General features: G+C 71.6%; 18 protein-coding genes. 7 read left to right on the top strand and 11 right to left on the bottom strand.

Going from position 1 to position 21644, the window contains the following annotated elements:
* Window positions 1–197: 197 nt before the first annotated feature.
* Together ACMTAK_RS44615 and ACMTAK_RS44610 are read left to right on the top strand one after the other, a co-directional pair.
* Window positions 198–662 carry an RrF2 family transcriptional regulator gene (locus tag ACMTAK_RS44615; RefSeq protein WP_086883838.1) on the top strand — a complete coding sequence of 155 codons (465 nt, stop codon included), beginning with the start codon at window positions 198–200 and terminating at the stop codon, window positions 660–662.
* A 123-nt stretch (window positions 663–785) separates the two neighbouring features.
* Window positions 786–1442, top strand: coding sequence for a maleylpyruvate isomerase N-terminal domain-containing protein (locus ACMTAK_RS44610; protein ID WP_413811442.1), 657 nt, complete (start codon window positions 786–788; stop codon window positions 1440–1442).
* 50 nt (window positions 1443–1492) lie between these two features.
* Here the strand turns inward: ACMTAK_RS44610 and ACMTAK_RS44605 are convergent, their stop codons facing one another.
* Together ACMTAK_RS44605 and ACMTAK_RS44600 are read right to left on the bottom strand one after the other, a co-directional pair.
* A complete protein-coding gene (locus tag ACMTAK_RS44605; protein ID WP_413811441.1) occupies window positions 1493–4606 on the bottom strand; it encodes a CHAT domain-containing protein in 3114 nt (1037 codons plus the stop codon).
* Window positions 4607–4639: 33 nt separating this feature from the next.
* Window positions 4640–5080 carry a PPOX class F420-dependent oxidoreductase gene (locus ACMTAK_RS44600; RefSeq protein ID WP_413811440.1) on the bottom strand — a complete coding sequence of 147 codons (441 nt, stop codon included), beginning with the start codon at window positions 5078–5080 and terminating at the stop codon, window positions 4640–4642.
* A gap of 120 nt (window positions 5081–5200) precedes the next feature.
* Here ACMTAK_RS44600 and ACMTAK_RS44595 point away from each other — a divergent pair, with 120 nt between their 5' ends.
* Both ACMTAK_RS44595 and ACMTAK_RS44590 read left to right on the top strand, forming a co-directional pair.
* Entirely contained in the window at window positions 5201–6178 is a 978-nt protein-coding gene (locus ACMTAK_RS44595; RefSeq protein WP_413811439.1) for an MsnO8 family LLM class oxidoreductase, read from the top strand.
* Between the two features lie 78 nt (window positions 6179–6256).
* On the top strand, window positions 6257–7786 hold the full coding sequence (locus ACMTAK_RS44590) for a sulfatase family protein (protein WP_413811438.1): 1530 nt from the start codon (window positions 6257–6259) through the stop codon (window positions 7784–7786).
* 308 nt (window positions 7787–8094) lie between these two features.
* Here the strand turns inward: ACMTAK_RS44590 and ACMTAK_RS44585 are convergent, their stop codons facing one another.
* The gene (locus ACMTAK_RS44585) at window positions 8095–10074 is read right to left on the bottom strand and encodes an aconitate hydratase (protein WP_413811437.1); all 1980 of its coding nucleotides are present in this window, start codon (window positions 10072–10074) and stop codon (window positions 8095–8097) included.
* A gap of 129 nt (window positions 10075–10203) precedes the next feature.
* On the opposite strand from ACMTAK_RS44585, the gene ACMTAK_RS44580 reads away from it, so the two are divergent.
* Complete coding sequence (locus ACMTAK_RS44580; protein ID WP_413811436.1) at window positions 10204–11535, top strand: family 43 glycosylhydrolase; 1332 nt, start codon at window positions 10204–10206, stop codon at window positions 11533–11535.
* Between the two features lie 295 nt (window positions 11536–11830).
* Here the strand turns inward: ACMTAK_RS44580 and ppk2 are convergent, their stop codons facing one another.
* The 3 genes from ppk2 to ACMTAK_RS44565 are packed head-to-tail and all read right to left on the bottom strand — an operon-like array spanning window position 11831 to window position 14211.
* Window positions 11831–12775 carry a polyphosphate kinase 2 gene (ppk2, locus tag ACMTAK_RS44575; RefSeq protein WP_413811435.1) on the bottom strand — a complete coding sequence of 315 codons (945 nt, stop codon included), beginning with the start codon at window positions 12773–12775 and terminating at the stop codon, window positions 11831–11833.
* 20 nt (window positions 12776–12795) lie between these two features.
* On the bottom strand, window positions 12796–13029 hold the full coding sequence (locus tag ACMTAK_RS44570) for a hypothetical protein (RefSeq protein WP_413811434.1): 234 nt from the start codon (window positions 13027–13029) through the stop codon (window positions 12796–12798).
* 27 nt (window positions 13030–13056) lie between these two features.
* Window positions 13057–14211 carry an inorganic phosphate transporter gene (locus tag ACMTAK_RS44565; RefSeq protein WP_413811433.1) on the bottom strand — a complete coding sequence of 385 codons (1155 nt, stop codon included), beginning with the start codon at window positions 14209–14211 and terminating at the stop codon, window positions 13057–13059.
* A 211-nt stretch (window positions 14212–14422) separates the two neighbouring features.
* On the opposite strand from ACMTAK_RS44565, the gene ACMTAK_RS44560 reads away from it, so the two are divergent.
* The gene (locus ACMTAK_RS44560; RefSeq protein ID WP_413811432.1) at window positions 14423–15439 is read left to right on the top strand and encodes an alpha/beta fold hydrolase; all 1017 of its coding nucleotides are present in this window, start codon (window positions 14423–14425) and stop codon (window positions 15437–15439) included.
* Between the two features lie 38 nt (window positions 15440–15477).
* Here the strand turns inward: ACMTAK_RS44560 and ACMTAK_RS44555 are convergent, their stop codons facing one another.
* From ACMTAK_RS44555 to ACMTAK_RS44535, 5 genes are all read right to left on the bottom strand, one after another.
* Complete coding sequence (locus ACMTAK_RS44555; protein ID WP_121824937.1) at window positions 15478–16083, bottom strand: response regulator transcription factor; 606 nt, start codon at window positions 16081–16083, stop codon at window positions 15478–15480.
* A complete protein-coding gene (locus tag ACMTAK_RS44550; RefSeq protein ID WP_413811431.1) occupies window positions 16080–17294 on the bottom strand; it encodes a sensor histidine kinase in 1215 nt (404 codons plus the stop codon). The genes ACMTAK_RS44555 and ACMTAK_RS44550 overlap by 4 nt, the downstream gene beginning before the upstream one ends.
* Before the next feature lie 35 nt (window positions 17295–17329).
* Window positions 17330–18145, bottom strand: a complete 816-nt coding sequence (locus ACMTAK_RS44545; RefSeq protein WP_413811430.1) for an ABC transporter permease — start codon at window positions 18143–18145, stop codon at window positions 17330–17332.
* On the bottom strand, window positions 18142–19068 hold the full coding sequence (locus ACMTAK_RS44540; RefSeq protein WP_413811429.1) for an ABC transporter ATP-binding protein: 927 nt from the start codon (window positions 19066–19068) through the stop codon (window positions 18142–18144). Before ACMTAK_RS44540 ends, ACMTAK_RS44545 begins: the two co-directional genes overlap by 4 nt.
* A gap of 126 nt (window positions 19069–19194) precedes the next feature.
* Entirely contained in the window at window positions 19195–20508 is a 1314-nt protein-coding gene (locus tag ACMTAK_RS44535; RefSeq protein ID WP_413811428.1) for an aspartate aminotransferase family protein, read from the bottom strand.
* Between the two features lie 98 nt (window positions 20509–20606).
* On the opposite strand from ACMTAK_RS44535, the gene ACMTAK_RS44530 reads away from it, so the two are divergent.
* Complete coding sequence (locus ACMTAK_RS44530) at window positions 20607–21548, top strand: LysR family transcriptional regulator (protein WP_413811427.1); 942 nt, start codon at window positions 20607–20609, stop codon at window positions 21546–21548.
* Window positions 21549–21644 lie beyond the last annotated feature (96 nt).

Raw genomic sequence — 21644 nt, 5'->3', positions numbered from 1 at the left:
CCCGGAACCGGCGGCGGAGCAGAACCGATGCCCCGCTCACGCAACCGGTACCGTAGCCATCTAAGTTCACCAATTCAATGAACTTGGTGAACTCATGGCGGAACAACGAAGCACCCTTGGCGCCACCAGGGTGGATGCCCAAGCCGGTGGAATGGGGCCCGGCCCCATGAAACGGACGTGCGTGATAACTTGCCCTGGTGCGGATCACAGCCAAGTCGGACTATGCCGTCCGGGCGATGGCCGAACTGGCGGCCGCGGAGGGCTCACCCCTGACCGCCGAGCAGGTGGCGACCCGGCAGGACATTCCCCTGCGTTTCCTCTTCGGCATCCTGCGCGAGCTGCGCCTGGCCCATCTGGTGCGCAGTGTGCGGGGCCCGGAAGGCGGATATCTGCTGGCGCGCCCGGCGAAGGAGATCACCCTCGCCGACGCGATCCGCGCCATCGACGGCCCGCTGGCCAACGTACGGGACGTGGGCCTCAGCGGTCTGGAGTACCCCGGAGCGGCGGCGGTGCTCCCGGATGTGTGGCGCGCGGTGCGGGCGAGTCTGCGGCAGGTGCTGGAGAAGACCACCTTCGCGGACCTGGCCGCCGGTGAACTGCCCCCGCTGGTCCAGGAGCGGGCGCGCGAATACCTCGACGACGTCCGCCACTACGACACATGACGAGCCGGGACTGACGACACCGGCCCCACCAATCCCCCACTCCCGGGCCCGGGTTGAGTGGGCGTTCGCGGGGCGGGGAGGAAACCGGTCGCCCGGCGGGCCGCGCGCTGCTAGCTTGCGGCCGTGGATCTCTTCTCACGCTCGTGGACGGCATTGCGCACGGCGGTCGCCGAGCTCCCGGACGAGGACTTCGCACGGCCCTCCGGCTGTGCCGGCTGGCTCGTCCGGGACCTGGTGTGCCACCTGGTCATCGACGCTCAGGACGTCCTGATCACCCTGGTGACCCCCACCGACGCGCAACCGACGCGCGACGCGGTGACCTACTGGGAGGTGGCCGACACGCCACCGACCGGCGACGACCCGCTCGACGCGCTGATCGTCCGGCTGGCCGCCGCGTACGAGGACCCGGGGCTGCTGAAGTTCCACCTCGACGACGTGGGCTCCGCCGCCGGGCGCGCGGCCGGGCTCGCCGACCCGGCCCTCCGGGTCAGCACCCGCGATGTGGTGCTCACCGCGGGCGACTACCTCTCCGCGTACGTCATGGAGTGGACCCTGCACCATCTCGACCTGATCGCCCACCTCCCGGGCGCGGCGGACCCTCCCGCCGAGACCCTCGCCGGGGCGCGCGAGATGCTGGAGAGGATCGCCGGGGCGGCGTTCCCCGCGTCGTGGTCCGACAAGGACACGCTGCTGGTCGGCACCGGGCGACGGGCCCCGACCGCCGAGGAGCGGGCCGACCTGGACGACCTGGCCGCGAAGCTCCCGCTCGTCCTCGGATAGCCCTGCGTTCTCCGGCCGGAGGGGGCGGGGCGCAGGGCGCGGAGCCGGGATCAGTGTGTGTTCCGCGACGCCGGGTTGCCCTGGTGGGTGAAGGCGGCCCAGAAGTGGATCTGGTCGAGATCGGTGCGGGTGGCCTCGCCGCGGAGTTCACCGCGGAGGGTGGGCGGGGGCTCGCGGCGCGGGTTGAGCATCCAGAGCTGAGCGGCGCGCAGGGCGTCCACCGGGGCGAGGCCGTGTGCGGTGGCGAAGTCGTGGAAGACGGCCATCATCAGGGCCGTCGGCGCGTCGTTCACGGCCCAGCGGGAGCCGATGACATCGGCCGCGCCACGGGCGACCAGGGCGGTGGACAGGGTCAGGGCCTCGTCGTGGTCGCGGGTGCTCAGATCCGTCTCGCAGGCGCTGAGCACCACCAACGGGCCCGCCCCGCCCGGCTGTTCGGTGGCGGCGCCGTCCAGGATGCGGGCCACGGTCAGGCGTCCGGCCTCCTCGGGACCGGTCGGCGGGGCGGCGAGCCAGAGTGCCGAGCGCGTGGGGTCCGGACCGGCCAGGGCGTGGCAGCAGATGTGCAGAACGGCCACCGGTGAGCCGCCACCGGGCAGGGCGGCGAGGATGTCCTCGGGCGTTCCCGGCGCGTCGCTGACCTCGGCGGTGGGGAACTCGCCGTAGCGGAGGCCGTCCGGGTAGCAGGCCGTGTGCAGCGCCTCCGCCTCGATCTCGGCCCATACGAGGCTGAGTTCGGGGTCGGCGACCAGGACCTGCCCGGCGGTGGTGGGCAGCCGGTCCCGGGGCGCGGCCCGCAGGAATTCGGCGCCGGAAGGGGCGTAGCTGAGCACCGCTTCCTCGCAGGCGTACCGGTGCTCGCGCCCGTTGGCCCCGTACGGGGTGCGGGCCGCGTGCCAGGCGACCGCGCCGAGTGGCCCGCACGGCACCAGCACGATCCTGGGCGGCTGGTGGAGCGGGCCCACGGCGGCCAGGACGGGGCCCATCGCGGCGGGCCAGGCCCAGTCGCACAGCTCGCGCAACGCCGCTTCCCACTGCCCGTCCCACTCCGTCTGACCGCCCGGTCCGGCCGTGGCGCCGGCTGGGCCGGAACGCCGGGCGGTGACGTCGAGGTAGCGCTCCAGTGGCGGGCTGCCAGGGGTCAGCAGCGGCAGCTTCAGGACGGCGGGCTGCGCGCTGTCGGTGTCGGTGTCGGGGCGGACGACCAGGGCGAAGCCGGGCAGGCCGGGGCGCTGCCCGGGGACGAGATAGACGAGCGCGTCGGTGCCGGAGGCGGTGAGACCGGCCCTCAGCGCCGGCAGGTCCGGGGGGCCGAGCAGCCGCCAGGCGTCCGCGCCGGTGCCCGCGCCCAGCGCCTCGAGTGCCCTGCGTCGCAGGGTGCCCGGGATCCGCTGCCCGGTGGCCCGGCCCGGCGGCGCGGCCGTGGCGTCGGACTGGGTCATGTCCGTGGCGATCTCGGCGCGCCACTGCCGGGCCAGGTCCGGGTGTCCCCGGGCTTCGAGGAGTTCGGGAATGCCCCGGGACGCGGCGGCGGCCCGCAGCACCAGGGCCCGGCCCAGTTCCAGCGCGTTCACCGCGTCGGCCGGGCGGCCGCACACGGTGGTCCAGTAGGCCAGCCACAGCGCCTGTGCCGACCCGAAGCGGGCCACGGACAGGCCGTCCTCGGAGCCGAGTTGGAGCAGAACGTCGGCGGACACCCTGACCAGCGCCTCGCCCCGGGCGGCCAGGGCGGCCTCGCGGTCCTCGGTGGCGCGCGGGCCGCCGCGGTCGCGGCGCAGCCAGTGGGCCTCGGACAGCTGTGTCAGGGCGTCGGCGGTGTGCGGCGGGCCATCGCCCCGGGCGATCAGCTCACGGACCCGGGACAGCTCGGTGATGCACAGGTCGAGCAGATCCGGGTCGTCGAGGTGGCGGGCCGTGTGCAGCAGGGCCCGGCCGAGCTGGTACCGCGACCGGAGTTCCTGGCGGGGCGAGGGCTGCGGTCCCTCGACGATCCGGTGGACCTCGGCGATGGCCTCATCGGCAGCGTCCCGGCTGGGCTCGATCATGATCAGCTGGATCAGAGCGGCGGCGCGCACGGCCGGGAAGTACGGTGCGAGCATGGGGGCGAGCCCCCGCGGGTCGGTCTCCACCACCTCCCTGAAATACCTGGCCGCGGCGCGGCGTTCCTCCGGGTCCTGGGTACAGGCGGCCTGCTCCTGATGGACCTCGGCCAGGACGCCGGCGAGGGCGAAGCGGTTCTCCTGGTCGGGCGGCAGTATCGCGTACAGCCCGGTCAACTCCTCGACCAGGCGCGGCAGCACGGTGGGGTCCCCGCTGCGGCGGGCCAGAGCCAGCTCGTGCTGGGCGGCGAACACCACCGGGGTCAGCGTGGACAGGGACGGCGTCGAGCCCTCGTCCTCGTATTGGGCGCGCAACTCCCTGGCCATGGTCAGCGTGGCGTCGGCGGCCCGGAGGCTGCCGCCGAGCACCGCCACCTCATGGAGCCGCCCGGCCAGGCCGGCGGCCAGGGAGCGGCGGGCGGTCGCGACCCTCTCGCCATCCCCGGACAATGTGTCGATCATCTCCCGGAGCCGGGCGGCGCTGGTCTCCAGGTGTGCCAGATCGCCGGTCTGGGACACCCGTACGGCATCGACCAGCGTGGCCAGCCGCTTCTCCACACCGACATACCCCCGACCGCTGGGACGGTCGGCGGGATCCGGCCCCGGCTCCGCCATGGCCTCGTCCAGCTCGTCGAAGTCCATCGTGCCGGGCACCAGGAGGTTGGCCCACACCAGCAGGGCGGCGTGCAGCCTGGCGACGCGGGGCCGTTCGGGCGCGTGCGCCGGCAGCTCCCGCAGAGCCCGCCGGGCCACGTCCGCGCCGCGCCGGACGTCCTGGGCCAGCCCCCGGGGGTCGCCCTCGCCCGACCCGAGCCCGGTCAGCAGCTCGCGCAGCGGGGCGAGGCCCGGCCGGTCCAGGCCCAGGGCCGCCACTTCCGCGTCGGCCGCCTCGGGGGAGTTCGTGGGGTGGTCCACGGCCCGGTAGAGCCACATCAGGAGCTTCGTGAACCGCGGTATGTCGTCCGTGGCCCAGCGCAGCACGCCCTGGACGGCGTCGGCCAGCGGTTCGGGGACGTGGCCACCGCCACCGCCGCCGTCGTCGCCATGGCGTCGTTCCTCGTCCACCCCGAGCTCCTCCCCCGTGTACGAACCGCGCCCTCACGCCTCCGGCAGCACCCCCGGCCGGAACTTCTCCACGCCGACCACGCGGTGGACATGGTGCGGCTCGATGTAGACCGCCACCCGCACCTCGCCGGGGGCCAGCCAGGGGAACGTCTCCGTGCCCAGGTACTTCTGCGCGAGACGGTCCATCACCCGTACGGCCGGATCGCCCTCGACGAAGCGGACGGCGCTGCCCCGGATCTCCACCCGGTGATACGGGTCCTCGGTGTCCATACAGCACAGCGACACGCGGGGATCACGCCGCAGATTCTCCTCCTTGACCCGGCCCGCCGAGGTGTTGATCACCACCAGGCCGTCCTCCAGATCGGCCCACATCGGCGTCAACTGCGGCGAACCGTCCGGGTTCAGCGTGGCCACCTGCCAGAACCGGGGTTCCCGAAGCCAAGCGCGTGTGATCTCGTCCAGCGTGGCAGCCATGCGGTCTCGCTCCTCTTTCGTGGGCCAAACCGTCAACGCATACCCTGAGCACCGGGGTTCCGAACACCCGGGATCAGGGAAGTGCTGCCGCACCCCACCGGCACTCCGTATGCTCACAGCATGATCGATGTGCCGCTCTCCGCGCTGGAAGTCGCCATGGTCCAAGCTGGTACGCGAGCCGTGGACACGCTACGTGACACCACCGCCTTCGCCCAGCGTCTCGACGCCCTCGGCTACCGCCGACTCTGGTACGCCGAGCACCACCACTCCCCCGCCATCGGCGCCTTCCCACCCGTGGTCCTGACCGCCCACGCGGCCGCGTCGACCTCGGCCATCCGCCTGGGCTCAGGAGGTGTACTGGCGCCCAACCACGCCCCCCTCATGCTGGCGGAGCAGTTCGGCACCCTCGCCGCGCTGCACCCCGACCGGATCGACCTGGGCATCGGCCGCGGCCCCGGCACCTTCGACGAGGCCACGGCCCGGGCGCTGCGGCGCGGCGCCGGTCCGACGACGGATGACGAGTACCTGGACGATGTGGCGGCGACGCTGCGGTTCCTGGTCGAGGAGGTCGCGCTCGGCACGCTCCCGGAGCCGTGGCTGCTGGCCTCCAGCAACGCCGGTGCGGCGCTCGCCGCGCGGCTCGGCCTGCCCATGGCGTTCGCCCATCACATCCGCCCCGACAACACCCTCGCCGCGCTCGACCACTACCGTGCGCACTTCTCCCCTTCCCCGTGGTGCGGGAGCCCCCGTGTGCTGGTGTGCGTGGAAACCATCTGCGCCGAGACCGAGGACGAGGCCGCGTGGCTGGCGGGCCCGATGAACGTCGTCAAGGCCGGGCTCCTCAAGGGCCACAGCGAGGTCCCGTTCCCCTCGCCCGAAGAGGCGTCGGCGCATCCGTTCACCGCGGAGGAGCGGGCGGGGGTCGCGGCGTTCGGCGCCCATCAGGCGTACGGCACTCCCGAGACGGTCCTCGGCCGTCTGACGGAGGTGGCGAAGGCGACCGGCGCGGAGGAGCTGATGCTGGTCACGCCGGTCTACGCGCTGACCGCGCGCCTGCGCTCCTACGAACTCGTCAAACAGCACGCCGCCATGCCGTAGGCGACTCACAAGAATCACACAAAGCCGCCTCCTACGGTTCCCTGCGACGAAGACGCACAACTCGTAGGAGGTTGCGCCATGTTCGGCAGTCGCCGTCCACGTGTCCTCGCCGCCCTGTGTGCGGCCCTGGCCATCGCGATGTCGGCCTCGTGCGACAGAGGGGTGAACACGGCCGAAGGTGCCACCTCTGACGCCGACGCCTCGCCTTCCGGCAAGAAGCCCAACATCGTGTACGTCCTCACCGACGACCTGGCATGGAATCTCGTGAAGTACATGCCGCACGTACAGGAGATGCAGAAGAAGGGGACGACCTTCAGTAACTTCTTCGCCACCGACTCGCTGTGCTGCCCATCGCGTACATCCATCCTCGCCGGTCAATACCCGCACAACACCGGCGTCTTCACCAACAGCGGTGATGACGGCGGCTATCGCGCGTTTCTGAAGAACGGTAACGAAAAGAAGACCTTCGGGCCCGCGCTGCAACGCGCCGGCTATCGCACCGGGTTCATGGGCAAGTACCTCAATGGATACCAACCGGGCGACAAGAACGGCACCGACAAGCCCTATGTGCCCTCCGGCTGGGACGAGTGGGACGTCGCCGGGGAGGGCTACAATGAGTACAACTACGAGCTGAACGAGAACGGCAAGGTCGTGCCCTATGGGAAGGCCCCCCAGGACTATCTGACGGACGTCCTGTCCAGGAAGGCCACCTCGTTCATCGGCTCCTCGGCGGAAGAGAAGAAGCCGTTCATGCTGGAGGTGGCCACGTTCGCACCGCACGGCCCCTACGTACCCGCGCCGCGCGACAAGGGCAAGTTCCCGGGGCTCAAGGCTCCGCAGACCGATGCCTATGACAAGGCGACCCTTAACGCGCCGGAATGGCAGCGATCGTTGTCACCGCTGACGTCGAAGGAGAAGAAGAGGATCGACCGGAATTTCGCCAAGCGAGTGCGCTCGGTCCAGGCGGTCGACGACATGATCGGTCAGCTGGAGAAGACACTCGAGGACAAGGGCCTGGCGGACAACACCTATATCGTGTTCGGGTCGGACAACGGCTTCCACATGGGCGAACACCGACTCCGCACCGGAAAGCAGACCGCCTACGACACCGATATCAACGTACCGCTGATGGTCACCGGACCCGATGTTCCGGCCGGTGAGAAGGTGTCGCAGCTCGCGGAGAACGTCGACCTCAACCCGACCTTCCTGGACCTCGCGGGCGTGGACCCGCCGTCGACCGTGGACGGGCGCAGCCTGGGCGACCTGATGCACGGACGCACGGAGAAGGAGTGGCGCGAGACCGTCCTGGTCGAGCACCATCGCGCGGCGTCCAAGAAGGGCGATCCCGACGCGGCGCCCGCGAACGCGGGCGATCCGCCGACCTACGCGGCGATGCGGACCGATGACTCCCTCTATGTCGAATACACCGATGGGGAGCGCGAGTTCTACGATCTGGACTCCGACCCGGAGCAGCTGAACAACCGGGCGGCATCCCTCTCGGCCGAGCAACGGGCCGCCCTGCACCGCACCCTCACCGCGCTCCAGCGGTGCAAGGGCGCGGAGAGTTGCCTGGACGCGTCCCGGACCGAGGGCAACAGCGACAGCTAGCGGCACCCCCGGCGTGGCGGACCCTCAACGGCCCGCCACGCCGGGACATATGAACTCCACCCGGACCTCGTCGGCCGGCTTCAGCGCGCCCAGGAACGCGGTGTACGGCTTGATGCCCCAGGTGGACTGCGTGAAGGACGCCGAGGTCGCCGTCGGTGAGTGGCCTCAGCCCGCCGGTCCCCTCGCGGACGTCCCAGGAGTCCGCCCCGATCGTCACGCTCACCGACGACCGCTCGGGGGCGTCGGCCACAACCACCACGTCCCCGGACCACCGGGTGGCCTCGAGCGTCAGCGTCATAGCACTCACCTCAGTGTGCGAGAGCCGGAATGATACCGCCCGCGAGCACCGCTTCCCGCTGCCGGGGCGAGAGGCGGTGGCGGACGGTGTACTCCTCGTCCCGGGTCGCGTTGCGGACACGGAGGGTCGGTTCGCCGCCCGGGGCGAGGGCCTCGCGCAGACCGGACACATGCAGCCGGTCGTCGGGGCCGATGCGGTCGTAGTCCGCGGGGTCATCGAATTCGAGCGGCAGCACACCGAAGTTGACCAGGTTCTGCCAGTGGATGCGGGCGTAGGACTTGGCGATGACGGCTCGCAGGCCGAGGTAGCGCGGGGCGATGGCGGCGTGTTCGCGGGACGAGCCCTGCCCGTAGTTCGCACCGGCGACGATGAGATGCCCGGTGTCCTCCCGGACCGCCTCGGCGCGCCGCGGGTAGTCGGGGTCCAGCCGGATGAGGGTGAATCCCGCCAGCTTGGGGATGTTGGAGCGATAGGGCAGGGCGTCCGCCCCGGCCGGGGAGATCTCGTCGGTCGAGACGTCGTCACCGGCCTTGAGGAGTACGGGGCCGTGAATGCTGTCCGGCAGCGGATCCAGCTCCGGCAGCGCGGAGATGTTGGGGCCGCGTACCAGCTGGACGCGCGCGGCCTCGTCCGGTGGCAGCGGTGGTTCCAGCATGGCGTCGTTGTTCGACGGCGGCTCGGGCGCCTCCGGTGTGGGAGGGGCCGCCGCCGAGACGCGCTCGGCCCAGTCGCGCGGATCCGCGATGGCGCCGGTCAGCGCGGAGGCCGTGGCGGTCTCCGGTGAACACAGCCACACCGCGTCGTCCGCGGTGCCGGAGCGACCGGGGAAGTTGCGCGGGAAGGTGCGCAGGGAGTTGCTTCCCGTGGCCGGGGCCTGCCCCATGCCGATGCAGCCCAGACAGCCCGACTGATGGATACGGGCACCGGCGGCGATCAGGTCGAATGTCGCACCGCAGCGCGTCAGGTCCTGGAGGATCTCGCGGGATGTCGGGTTGATGTCGAAGCTCACCCCGGCCGGGACCTGGCGCCCGGCCACCATGGCGGCCGGGACGGCGAAGTCGCGGAATCCGGGGTTGGCGGAGGAGCCGATGACGGCCTGGGCGATGGGCTCCCCGGCGGCCTCCCTGACCGGCACGACGTTTCCCGGAGAGGTGGGCCGCGCGATGAGCGGCTCCAGTGACGACAGGTCGATCTCCTCGTCGATGTCGTAGGACGCGTCCTCGTCCGCGGTGATCTCGACGAAGTCATCGCCGCGCCCCACCCCGTCGAGGAAGCCGCGCACCGCCCCGTCCGAGGGGAAGACGGTGGTGGTGGCGCCGAGTTCCGCCCCCATGTTGGCGATGACGTGGCGGTCCATCGCGGTGAGGGAGGCCAGGCCGGGCCCGTGGTACTCCAGGACACGATGGACGCCTCCCTGCACCCCGTGACGGCGCAGCAGCTCCAGGATCACGTCCTTGGCGCTGACCCACGGGGGCGGTTCCCCGGTCAGCCGGATGCCCCAGATCTTCGGCATGGTGAGGTGGAGTGGCCGTCCGGCCATGGCGAGCGCCACTTCCAGGCCGCCGGTGCCGATCGCCAGCATGCCCAGGGAACCGGCCGCGCAGGTGTGTGAGTCGGAACCGGCCAGGGTTTTGCCGGGGGCGCCGAAGTGGTGCATATGGGTCGGGTGCGAGACGCCGTTGCCGGGTTTGGAGAACCACAGGCCGAAGCGGCGGGCGGCCGAGCGCAGGAAGAGGTGGTCCTCGGCGTTGCGCTCGTCGGCCTGGAGGATGTTGTGGTCGACGTACTGGACGCTGGCCTCGGTACGGACCCGGTCCAGGGCCAGCGCTTCCAGCTCCTGCATCACCAGCGTGCCGGTGGCGTCCTGCGTCAGCGTCTGGTCCACCCGCAGCGCGATCTCCTCCCCCGGCTCCATCCGGCCGGACAACAGATGATCACTGATGAGCCGCTGGGTCACGGTGCCGTGCGCACGGGCACGGGGCAGATTCATGTGCCACCGCCTTTCCGGGCGGAGCGTCCGGACCCTCCGGGCGCCCCGCACCGGGTACCCGGTTCACGCCGGCGTCATCTTTTTTCCTGGCTCTTGACGAAAATCGGCGGGCGTCCGCATGCTGTGCCCATGCCAACCAGCTCCGAGAACAGGTTGCCCATCCACAGACGCACATTGTTGGCCGGAGTCGCGGGTTCCCTGGGCATGGCGGCGGGACTGCCCGCGGCCACCGCCCAGGCATCGCCCCCGGAGGCCGCCGCGCCGCGGCGATACCCGTCGAACTGGCCCGAACTCAACCCCTACGGCCTCGCGGACACCCGCCCGGACCTGTGGCCGCGCGAGGACAACTCCTTCATCCTCCCGCTCGAGCCACGCCCCCGCGACCGGGAGCGCGGCCTGGTCTGGATGCGGGACACCTACGTCAACTGCTTCGTCGTGGACGGCCGTCCGGTCTACGTGGCCACGGGCACCACCCGCGTGCCCGGGCTCACCACCGCGGGCCCGTGGAACGACGGCATCTTCGTGTGGGTGGCCCCGTCCCTGCGCGGCCCCTGGAAGCTGGTCGACACGACCGGCATCCGGCCCGGCGCCGAGCGGGGCAAGGTGTGGTCGCCCGAATTCGCCGGGGAGAACCGGCCCGGACGCACCGTCGTCGCCCCGTGGCAGGAGTACTGGTACGACGAGCGGTTCGGCAAGCGTGGCGAGGTCTGGGCCCCGGAGCTGCACCGTTTCCGCGGCACCTGGTACATCGTCGCGTGCATGGGCGACCACTCCCGGAAGGTCGGTTCGTTCCTGCTGGTGAGCGAGGGCGGGATCGAGGGCCCGTACCGGCTCGTCGAGGGCAACGTCGACAAGCCCTTCGGCGACCCGTTCATCGGGGGGCCGGATTTCATCGAGCCCGGCGCCTACCACCACATCGACGGCAGCCTCTTCACCGAGGGCGACGACGCGTGGCTCGTGCTGCACAACAACCTGTACGCGAGGTTCCGGGACGACATGGAGGACATCGTCCCGACGAGCGACCTCCCGACGTTCCGGCAGCGGCCCTATTCCCCCGAGCCGTATCTCGAGGGTGCGTACGTGTTCACGTACGAGGGCTCGTACTACCTCCTCCAGGCCGCGTGGAACCGAACGTCGGCCAATCCCGACGGCGGCACCCGCTACGCCTACGACCCGCCCGGTCCGGGCCGTGTGCAGTACCACTACGACGCCGTCATCGCCGTCTCGGACCGGTTCGAGGGGCCGTACTCCAAGCGGTGGACCGCGGGGGTCGGCGCCGGCCACAACAACGTCTTCGTGGACCACGGCGGCGGTCTGTGGGCCACGTTCTTCCGCAATCCGAACTTCGGCTACTGGTCCGACCCGTCGCGCATCGCCGACGCCGCCGTGCCCGGTGTCGTCCGGCTGGAGTGGACCGGCCCGGAGGGCCGTCGGCTGTACGTCCGGCGCCGCCGAGGGTGAACGGCGGGCCCGTCGCCCGGGTGGAGGGGCCCGGCGACGGGCGCCGGGCGGTCAGCTCCGGCAGCATGTCGGGGCTGTTCCCCTGCCCGCCCCTTCCCGGCGCCTGGTCAGGCGTACACCTTGCGCGGCGAGCAGAGTCGCCGAGCGCAGATTGACGTCCAGCTGATACGGCAGGTGCCCCACCACCGCGGGCCGTCGCCCGCTGATGGTCGAGGGTGGTGATCGCCGTGGACAGCGCGTACCGGCTTGACCGGACAACCCGGCGCGGCCCCGGCGTCCGGCTCCGGTGTGCTCGTCAGCGCCCGTCGCCGTCGTTGGTTTCGCTCGTGGTGTCGTCGGCAGCGTCGTTCGTGTCGTCCTCGCCCTCCTCCAGCAGGCCCGCCGCCGCGCCCACGATGCGCGGGTCCGGGGTGCCGACGATCTCCTCGTCCTTGTCGGAGTAGTCGAAACGGGCGAGCACACTGCGCATGGCCTCCACGCGCGCCCGCTTCTTGTCGTTGCTCTTGACCACCGTCCAGGGCGCGTACTCCGTGTCCGTCTCGCGGAACATCGCGACCTTGGCGGCGGTGTAGTCGTCCCAGCGGGCCAGCGAGGCGAGGTCCATCGGGCTGAGCTTCCACTGCCGTACGGGGTCCACCTGGCGGATCGTGAAGCGGGTGCGCTGCTCGCTCTGGGACACCGAGAACCAGAACTTCACCAGGTCCACACCGTCGTCCACGAGCATCCGCTCGAAGAGCGGCGCCTGGCGCATGAAGCGCCGGTACTCGTCCCTGGAGCAGAAGCCCATGACCCGCTCGACACCGGCCCGGTTGTACCAGGACCGGTCGAAGAGCACGATCTCCCCCGCGGTCGGCAGATGCTCCACATAGCGCTGGAAGTACCACTGGCCACGTTCGCGCTCGGTCGGCTTCTCCAGCGCCACGACCCGCGCGCCACGCGGGTTGAGGTGCTCGGTGAAGCGCTTGATGGTGCCACCCTTGCCGGCCGCGTCCCGGCCCTCGAAGACGATGACGAGTCGGCGTCCCGTTTCCTTGATCCAGCTCTGCAGCTTCAGCAGCTCTATCTGCTGGAGCCGCTTGTGCCACTCGTACTCCTTGCGCTCCATGCGGTGCGCGTAGGGATAGTTCTCCCGCCAGGTGTCGACCGGGCTTCCGTCCGGCCGGATGAGCACGGGGTCGTCGTGGTCGCTGTAGTCGACCGTCAGGTCGGCCAACTCGGACAGCAAGGGCGGCGTTGTCATGCGGTCCTGCCTTTCCGTTCTCAGTGGAACTGCGGCACGATCAGGTAGATCCCGTAGGCCACCACCGCCGCGCACGCCACGAAGCACAGTCCGGCCTGGGTGAGGCCCAGGGCCGAGCCGGTGCCGTTCTCCTCACGGGCCGCCTCCACGCGGGCGACGCCCAGGACGCCGAGGGCGAAGACGGTGACCACGGCAATGGTGACGCCGATGCTCACCGCGGTGACCTGGCCGAGTGCGGTCCAGTCGAGATGCATCGTTTTGACTCTCCGGAAATCGAGGACTTATGCGGCCGTGCCGACCTTGGCCGGCGGCTCGTTGCGGATGGTGACCTCGTGGGCGTCGTTGACGTTCTTCGCGTCCACGGGGTTGCGGCGGGAGAGGAGCACGATGCCGGCGGCAAGGGCAGCGCCGATCAGCGCGACGACCGCCGCGCCGAGGTTTCCGCCGTTCGTGACCACGCTCGCGGAGACGCCGCCGACCAGCGCGGCGGCGGGCAGGGTGACCATCCAGGCGATCACCATGCGGCCCGCGACGCCCCAGCGCACCTCCGCCAGCCGCCGGCCGAGACCCGCGCCGAGGATGCTGCCGGAGGCCACCTGGGTGGTGGACAGGGCGAAGCCGAGGTGGGCGGAGGTGAGGATGACGGTCGTGGAGGCGGTCTCGGCGGCGAAGCCCTGCGGGGACTGGATCTCGGTCAGGCCCTTGCCCATGGTGCGGATGATCCGCCAGCCGCCCAGGTAGGTGCCGAGGCCGATGGCGAGGCCCGCGGAGGCGATCACCCACAGCGGCGGACCGGCGTCGTGGCCGAGGGCACCCGTCGAGATCAGGGTCAGCGTGATGACCCCCATGGTCTTCTGCGCGTCGTTGGTGCCGTGGGCGAGCGAGACGAGCGAGGCCGAGGCGATCTGACCGGCCCGGAATCCCTTGGTCACGGACTTCTTACGGGCCCGGTCGGTGAGCCGGTACGCGAGGTAGGTGGCCAGCAGCGCGGCGATACCGGCCACGACCGGCGAGGCCACCGCCGGTATCAGCACCTTCTCGACAACCTTGTCGAAGTGCACGCCGTGAGAGCCCGCACCGACCCACACCGCCCCGATCAACCCGCCGAACAGGGCGTGCGACGAGCTCGACGGCAGCCCGACCAGCCAGGTCAGCAGGTTCCAGAGGATCGCCCCGACCAGCCCCGCGAAGATCATGCCTGGGGTGACCAGGGAGTCGTCGACGATGCCGCCGGAGATGGTCTTGGCGACCTCGGTGGACAGGAAGGCACCGACGATATTGAGGATCCCGCTCACCAGAACCGCGGTTCTGGGGGTGAGCGCGCCGGTGGCGATGGAGGTCGCCATCGCGTTGGCCGTGTCATGGAATCCGTTGGTGAAGTCGAAGGCGAGCGCCGTGACGATGACGACCGCCACCAAGAAGGTGATGTGGTCCATCCCCGCATGCAAACAAGCTCAGGCCAATGCCCGGCGAACTCGAGGCAAAGGCAGTACAAGGACGGCGCGGGCAGGTCGTGGGAATCGTTGTCAGCGCGGTATGACCCTGGTCGATCACCTACTTCACCCGGTCGGACCCTGCCGCACGGCCGCGCGCCACGGGTCCGGCGAACGTTGAGGGGTCACAACCCTCAAGGGAAACGAGGACACCATGGCGGCGTCTCCGGCTCTCGGCTCCGTAGGCGGACGGACCCGGGCACACGGACGGCTCCGGGCACGTGTCGCGGCGGCGGGGTGCGCCGTGGCGGTGTGCGCGGCCGTGGCGGCCCCGGCCACCGCGGAGGACGACAACGCCCGTCGTCAACCCACGGTGGTCCTGATCCACGGCGCGTTCGCGGACGGCTCCAGCTGGAACGGTGTCATCGAACGGCTGGAGCGCCGCGGTTACCCCGTCTTCGCCCCCGCCAACCCGCTGCGCGGCCTCGCCACCGACTCCGCCTACATCGCCTCCGTCCTGGACGGCGTCAAGGGCCCGATCGTGCTGGTGGGCCACTCCTACGGCGGCGCGGTCATCAGCACGGCCGCGGCGGGGAACTCCCGGGTGAAGTCGCTGGTGTACGTGTCCGCCCTGATGCCCGACAAGGGGGAGAGCGGGCAGTCGCTGGCCGCCCGGTTCCCCAGCGAACTCGCCACCGCCACCAAGGCGGTGCCCTACCGGGCCGGTGGCGGTGTGCGCGGCACGGACCTGTACCTGAAGCGGGACAGGCTCCACCCGGTCTTCGCCGCCGACCTGCCGGCCAGTACGGCGAGGCTGCTGGCGGTGACGCAACGGCCCGCCACAACGGCCACGTTCTCGGAGAAGGCCAAGGTGGCGGCGTGGCGGCAGATCCCGTCCTGGTTCCTCGTCGCCCGGCAGGACAAGACCATCAACCCCCGGCAGGAGCGCTTCGAGGCCAAGCGCGCCCACTCGCACACCGTGGAGATCAACTCCTCCCACGTGGCCATGATCGCCCACCCCCAGGCGGTCACCGACCTCATCATCAAGGCCGCCACGGCCACCGGTTCGGCCCGGCCTTCGCCCGCCGCCCATCCCTCCGGCTCCCGCGCCCGGGCGGAGTCCCGGCCCGCCGACACGGCCGCCGCATGGGTGACCGCGGGCGCGGCGGCGCTGCTCCTGGGCGGTGGCGCCCTCCTCGTCGGCCGCCGCCGACGCCGGCGCCCGCGCTGACCGACCGCCGATGACCGTCCGGCGGGGGCAGAAACCCCCTACAGCCATCCCCGTTCGCGGGCGATCCGCGCCGCCACGTGGCGGTTCTCCGCGCCGAGTTTGGCCGCGGCGGCGGACAGGTAGTTGCGCACCGTCCCGGGGGACAGCGCGGCGCGGGACGCGATCTCCGCCACCGGTGCCCCGTCCTCGGCCAGCGACAGCATCTCCGCCTCGCGGGGAGTGAGGGGCGACTCGCCCGCGGCGATCGCGTCCGCCGCCAGTTCGTGGTCCACGTAGCGGCCGTCCGTGTGCACCGTACGGATGATCTCGGCCAGTCGGCGCGCGGACACCGTCTTCGGCACGAAGCCACGCACGCCCGCCGCCAGCGCCTGCTTCAGCGCCCCGGCCCCGGCGTGGCTGGTGACGATCATCGAGGCGCACTCCGGCACCTCGTCGCGCAGCCGCGCCGCCACCGACACCCCGTCACGTCCGGGCATCCGCATGTCCAGCACGGCCACGTCGGGGCGGTGTGCCCGGGCCATGGCCAGCGCCTCGTCGCCCGTTCCGGCCTCCGCCACCACGGTGATGTCGTCCTCCAGCGCGAGGAGGGAGGCGAGCGCGCCCCGGATGAGGTGTTCGTCGTCCGCCAGCAGAACCCTGATCACTCGCCCGCCTCCCACGGAATCCTCGCGGTCAGGCGGAAGATCCCCTCCGGGCGCCGTTCGGTGGCCAGGGTGCCGTCCACCTCGGCCAGGCGCTCCCGCAGCCCCGGCAGACCGCTGCCGGTGCCCGGTCGGGGGTCCGTGTCCGCCCCGTCGTTCTCCATCAGCAGTGCCACCGAGCCCGCGACCGTGGCGCGCACCGACACCTCGCAGCGGGACGCGCTCTGTGCGTGGCGGAGCACGTTCGTCGTTCCCTCGCGGACCACCCAGCCGAGCGCCGTCTGCGTCTGCGCGGGCAGCCGCGCCGCCGGGCCGTTCTCGATCCGGCAGTCGATTCCTGCCGCTTCGAGCACGGACCGGGCCCCGGCGAGTTCGGTGTGCAGATCGGCGGTGCGGTAGCCGCGCACCACCGCGCGGATCTCCCGCTGTGACTCCTGCGCGATCCGCTGCACCTCCTCCATCTGGGCCACCGCCTCCTCCCGTCCCCGCCGGGCCAGCTCCACCGCGAGCTCGCTCTTCAGCGCCACCACCGCGAGGTTGCGGCCCAGCACATCGTGCAGATCGCGGCCGAAGCGCAGCCGCTCCTCCGCCACGGCGAGGCGGGCCTGCGCGGCCCGCGCCCTGGCCAGCTCCTCGATCAGCCGCACGCTCCACCCCGAGACCCGCAGCGCGGTGGCCATGAACGGAACCATGAGCAAAGTGGCGCCGATCACGAGGGCCAGCGGCTCGCCCGACAGCCCGCCGGCCGCCGCCGCGCCGAGCGCCGCCACCGGCACCGCTCCCACCAGCATCGCCCCGGTGCGGCGCGGCAGCGCCAGCATCGGCGGGCCGGCGTAGTACATCAGCAGCCAGACCAGATACGACGCCAGGTTCCCGTCATGGATGCGTCCGGCGGCCAGCAGCGCACACCCCAGGGCGGCCATGGCCACGGTGACGGCGGCGTACAGCGCGACCAGCCAGACCGGGCGCGGTCCGGCGCCGAGGTAGTGGAGCAGCGCGGCGCGGGAGAGCAGCCCCTGGACGGCGACGTGCGCCGTGCCCACGCCCGCCACCAGGGCCGACCCGAGCGTGCCGGCCTCCGTCGTCGCGATCCAGAACGCCCACAGCGCCGCCTCGGTGGCGGCGAGGAAGACGACGCTGGCGAGGGTGTAGCGGCGGTAGCGCTCGGGGCCGTCCGGGCCCCCGAGCCGCTCCACCCAGTCATCCACGCTCATGCTCATCGTCTCCATCACCTTCGGCTCCGCCGTCCTCAACCTCGCGGTCCCCAGCGGAACCACCGGCGTACACCGAACACTGCCAGGCCCGTCCAGGCCAGCGCGAGGAGCGCCGCCCGGAGCTGGTCCACACCGTCCAGATCGCCCGTCCAGCCGCCCCTCAGCAGGTCCATCACCGGCGAGAACGGCAGCCAGGCGGCGATGTCGGCCATCGTGTCCGGCATCACCTCGCGCGGCGCGTAGACCCCGGAGGCGGCCATGGTCACCAGCAAGAACGGCAGGAACGTCAGCTGTGCGCTCTCCGCGGTCCGGGTGAACGCGGCCGTCAGCGCGCCCGCGGCCACCAGCATCGCCACGCCGACGAGCAGGCCGAACACCGCCAGATGCGGGGCGGCCGGCGCGTCCGCGTCCAGGAACACCGTCATACCGATCGCCAGCAGCACGGACTGCACGATCGTCAGCAGGAACGCCGGGAGGGCGTTGCCGACGAGGATCTCCCAGTCGCGCACCTCACCGGTGCGCAGCCGCTTCAGTACGAGGGTCTCGCGGCGCAGCACATACACGCCGACCAGGTTCGTGTAGACGGAGAAGAACAGCGCCATCGCCAGCGCGGCGGGCAGCATGACGGTGGCCACCGACAGGCCGGTGCCGCCCAGGTCCAGCTCCTTGACCACGCCGCGCATCGCGAAGGCCATGATGCTCGGCAGGATCACGGCGGTGACCAGGGACGCCTTGCTGCGCAGCAGCAGCGTCAGCTCGGCGCGGCCGAGGGCGGCCAGCCGGTCCATGGCGGTGACCCGGGTGGGCGTGGCCGCGTGCGTGCGTCCCGTACGGGCTGCTGACGTCGTCATCGTGCCCCCTCGCTCTCCAGGCCCTTCGCGATCTCCATGAACGCCTCCTCCAGCGTGGCCGACCGGGCGTCGAACCCGTGCAGCGCCACGTCCTTGTCCCGGGCCCACAGCAGCAGCCCCGTCGCCGTGCGCTGGAGATCGGCGGTCTCGAGCCGGATCGTCCGCCCGGCGTTCTCCTGCCTGGTCACCCCCAGCGGTGCCAGCGGTGGCAGATCGCCGATGAAGTAGTCCTGGGGCAGTTCGAAGCTCATCCGCGAGGGCCGCTCGGCGACCACGTCGGCGACCCGCCCCGAGGTGGCGATCCGCCCCGCGTGCATGATCGCCAGCCGGTCGGCCAGCTGCTCCGCCTCCTCCAGGTAGTGGGTGGTGAGCAGCACCGTCGTGCCCTGCTCCTTGAGCTCCCGGATCAGCTCCCAGGTCTCGTGGCGGGACTGCGCGTCCAGGCCGGTCGTCGGCTCGTCCAGGAACAGCACCTCCGGCCGTCCCAGCAGGGCCAGGGCGAGATCGAGGCGGCGGCGCTCGCCACCGGAGAGCTGCTTGACCCGCACCGCCCGCCGCTGGGTCAGCCGGGTCAGCTCCAGGGCCTCGGCCACGGGGCGGGCGCCGCTGGTGCACCCCGCCCACATGCGCGCGGTCTCGGTGACCGTGAGCTCGGTCGGGAAGCCGCCCTCCTGGAGCATCACCCCGATACGGGGACGGACGGCGGCGCGGTCGCGGTACGGGTCGCCGCCGAGCACCCGAACGGTCCCGGAGGTGGGGGTGGCCTGCCCCTCCAGGACCTCGAGGGTGGAGGTCTTACCGGCCCCGTTGGTCCCCAGGAGCGCGAAGAGCTCGCCACGGGCGACCGTGAGATCGACGCCGCGCACGGCCTCGAATCCCCTGTAGTGCCGCCGCAAGTCGGCGGTTTCGATAACGGTGTCCATGCCTTCCAGACTTCCGGCACGGCGGGGCCGGGAGGAGTGCGGCATGTCATGAGTCCGCATGACAGATGTCATGTGGACTCATGAACAGACTCATGAGATGGCGTCAGGCGGGCTCACCGCATGGCGTCAGAGGCCGCGTACGGCGTCGGTGAGCGCCTGGTCGAGGATGGCGACACCGCGGGCGATCTCGTCGTCGCTCGCGGTCAGCGGGGGCGCGATCCGGAAGGTGCCGCCCATGCCGGGCAACTGGACGATGTTCATGTGCAGCCCGAGCTCGAAGCAGCGCCGGGTGACGGCCGCGCCGAGCCGGTCGGCGCCACCGGCGCCCAGCACCTGGTCGCCGACCAGCTCCATCCCCAGCAGCAGCCCGCGGCCGCGGACGTCCCCGACGACATCGTGGCGGGTGGCGAGCTCATGGAGCTGACCGCGCAGTGCCGTGCCGAGTTCGCGCGCCCGCTTGTCGAGGTGGTCACGGACCAGAACGTCGAGGACGGTGTTGCCGACGGCGGCCGGCAGCGGGTCGCTGGCATGGGTGGTGAAGAACAGGAACCCCCGGTCGTACGCCTGTTGCTCGATCTCCGGGCTGGTCAGCACGGCGGCCAGCGGGAGCCCGGCGCCGAGCGTCTTGGACAGCGTGAGGATGTCCGGGATGACGCCCTCGTGCTGGAAGGCGTACCAGTCGCCGGTGCGGCACAGCCCGGTCTGGGCCTCGTCGAGGATCAGCAGCATGTCCCGCTCCCGGCACTTCTGGGCCAGGGCGGCGAGATAGCCCGGCGGGAGTTCGATGACGCCCCCGGAGCTGAGGATCGGCTCGACCAGGCAGGCGGCGAGACTGCCGACCGACTGGGCGTCGATGAGGTCGAAGCCCAGGTCGAGCTGGCGGCGCCAGTCGAGCACGCCCTCGGCGTCGACGATGTCGGGGTGGAAGCGGTCCGGTACCGGGAGCGCGAAGTTGCCCGGCGCGGCGGGTCCGTAGCCCTTGCGCCCGGCGCTGTAGGTGGCGTTCGCGGCGGCCTGGGTCATGCCGTGCCACGACCGGGCGAACGAGACGATCTCATGGCGGCCGGTGACGAGTTTCGCCATCCGCACCGCGGCCTCGTTCGCCTCCGCCCCGGTGGTGAGGAGCAACGCCTTCTCGAGGGGGTCGGGCAGGGTCTCGGCGAGCCGCCGGGTGAGGTCGATGACCGGACGGCTGAGCATGCCGCTGTGCAGATGATCGAGGTGGGCGACCTGCTCACGCACCGTGGCGACGATCTCCGGATGGGAGTGGCCGAGGATCGCACTCATCTGGCCGGAGGTGAAGTCGAGCAGCTCGCGGCCGCTCTCGGTGAACACCGAGGTGCCCGCGGCGCGGGCGATGACCTCGGGGGTGAACGCGGCTCGGCCGGAATAGCGGATGAGGTGGCGCTCCACGGCGCCACCGGCTGTCTCGGGATCCATACGAACGACGTTAGGGATGCGCCACTGCGCGCGTCCATCGCACAGATCCGACCGCTCTGTTCGTGAGAACCGGACAGCGCGCCCGTAGAATCGCGCCCATGCTCAACTCGGGTCGGCTACGGCTGCTCAGCCTGCTGGAAACCCTGGGCACCGTGCGCGCGGTCGCCGAGACGCTGCACCTGAGCGCGTCGACGGTGTCCCAGCAACTTGCGGTCCTGGAGACCGAGACCCGGTGCCGGCTGATCGAGCGGACCGGCCGGAGGGTGCGGCTGACCCCCGCCGGACTGCTGCTGGCCCGCCGGGGCCGGGAGATCCTGGACCAGATGGCGGAGGCCGAGGCCGAACTGCACGCCCTGAACGACGAGCCCATCGGCACCGTACGGCTCGGGGCGTTCCAGAGCGCGATCTACACCTTCGCGGTCCCGGCGGCGACCCGCCTGGCCACCACCCACCCGCGGCTGCACCTCGAACTGATCGAGCTGGAGCCGCACGAGGGCGGACCGGCCCTCCGCTCGGGCGAGGCGGACGTCATCGTCACCACCACCGACTACGTCGGCCTCTCCTGGGGCGCGGACCTCGAGATCATCCCGCTCGGAACCGACCCGATCGTGCTGGTGCTGCCGCGTGACCACCCGCTCACCAGCCGTACGACGGTGAACCTCGCGGCGTGCGCGGAGGAGACCTGGGCGTGTGACCGCCCGCGGTCGTACATGGCGGATCTGACCGTACGGCTGTGCCGCGAGTCGGGGTTCGAACCCCGGGTGGCCTGCCGGTTCAGCAACTATCTGATGCTGCTGCGACACGTCGAGTCGGGCCGGTCGATCACCCTGCTGCCCGCGCTCGCCATCACCCCGGACCACGCCGTCGCCACCCGCGAGCTCAGCACACCGGTGCACCGCAACATCACCATCGCGGTGCGGCGCGGCACGACGCAGCGCGCCGCGGTGAACGCGGTCGTGGCGGCCCTGCGCGACCACCCCGAGATCCCGGCCCTGTCCGCCCCGAACCAGCGGAACCAGCCCCCCGTCCGGGACCGTTGACCGCGGGGCGCGGGGCGCCGTTGCGCCACTCACCGTCGTGGTACTTTCAGGGCCGCCGTGCGCTGCCGCGAACCGAGGAGGTGAGACCGATCAACG

This window comes from Streptomyces lacaronensis (genome assembly GCF_047337785.1).
Classification (GTDB): Bacteria; Actinomycetota; Actinomycetes; order Streptomycetales; family Streptomycetaceae; genus Streptomyces; species Streptomyces lycopersici.
This window is presented reverse-complemented; position numbering and strand designations above follow the sequence as displayed.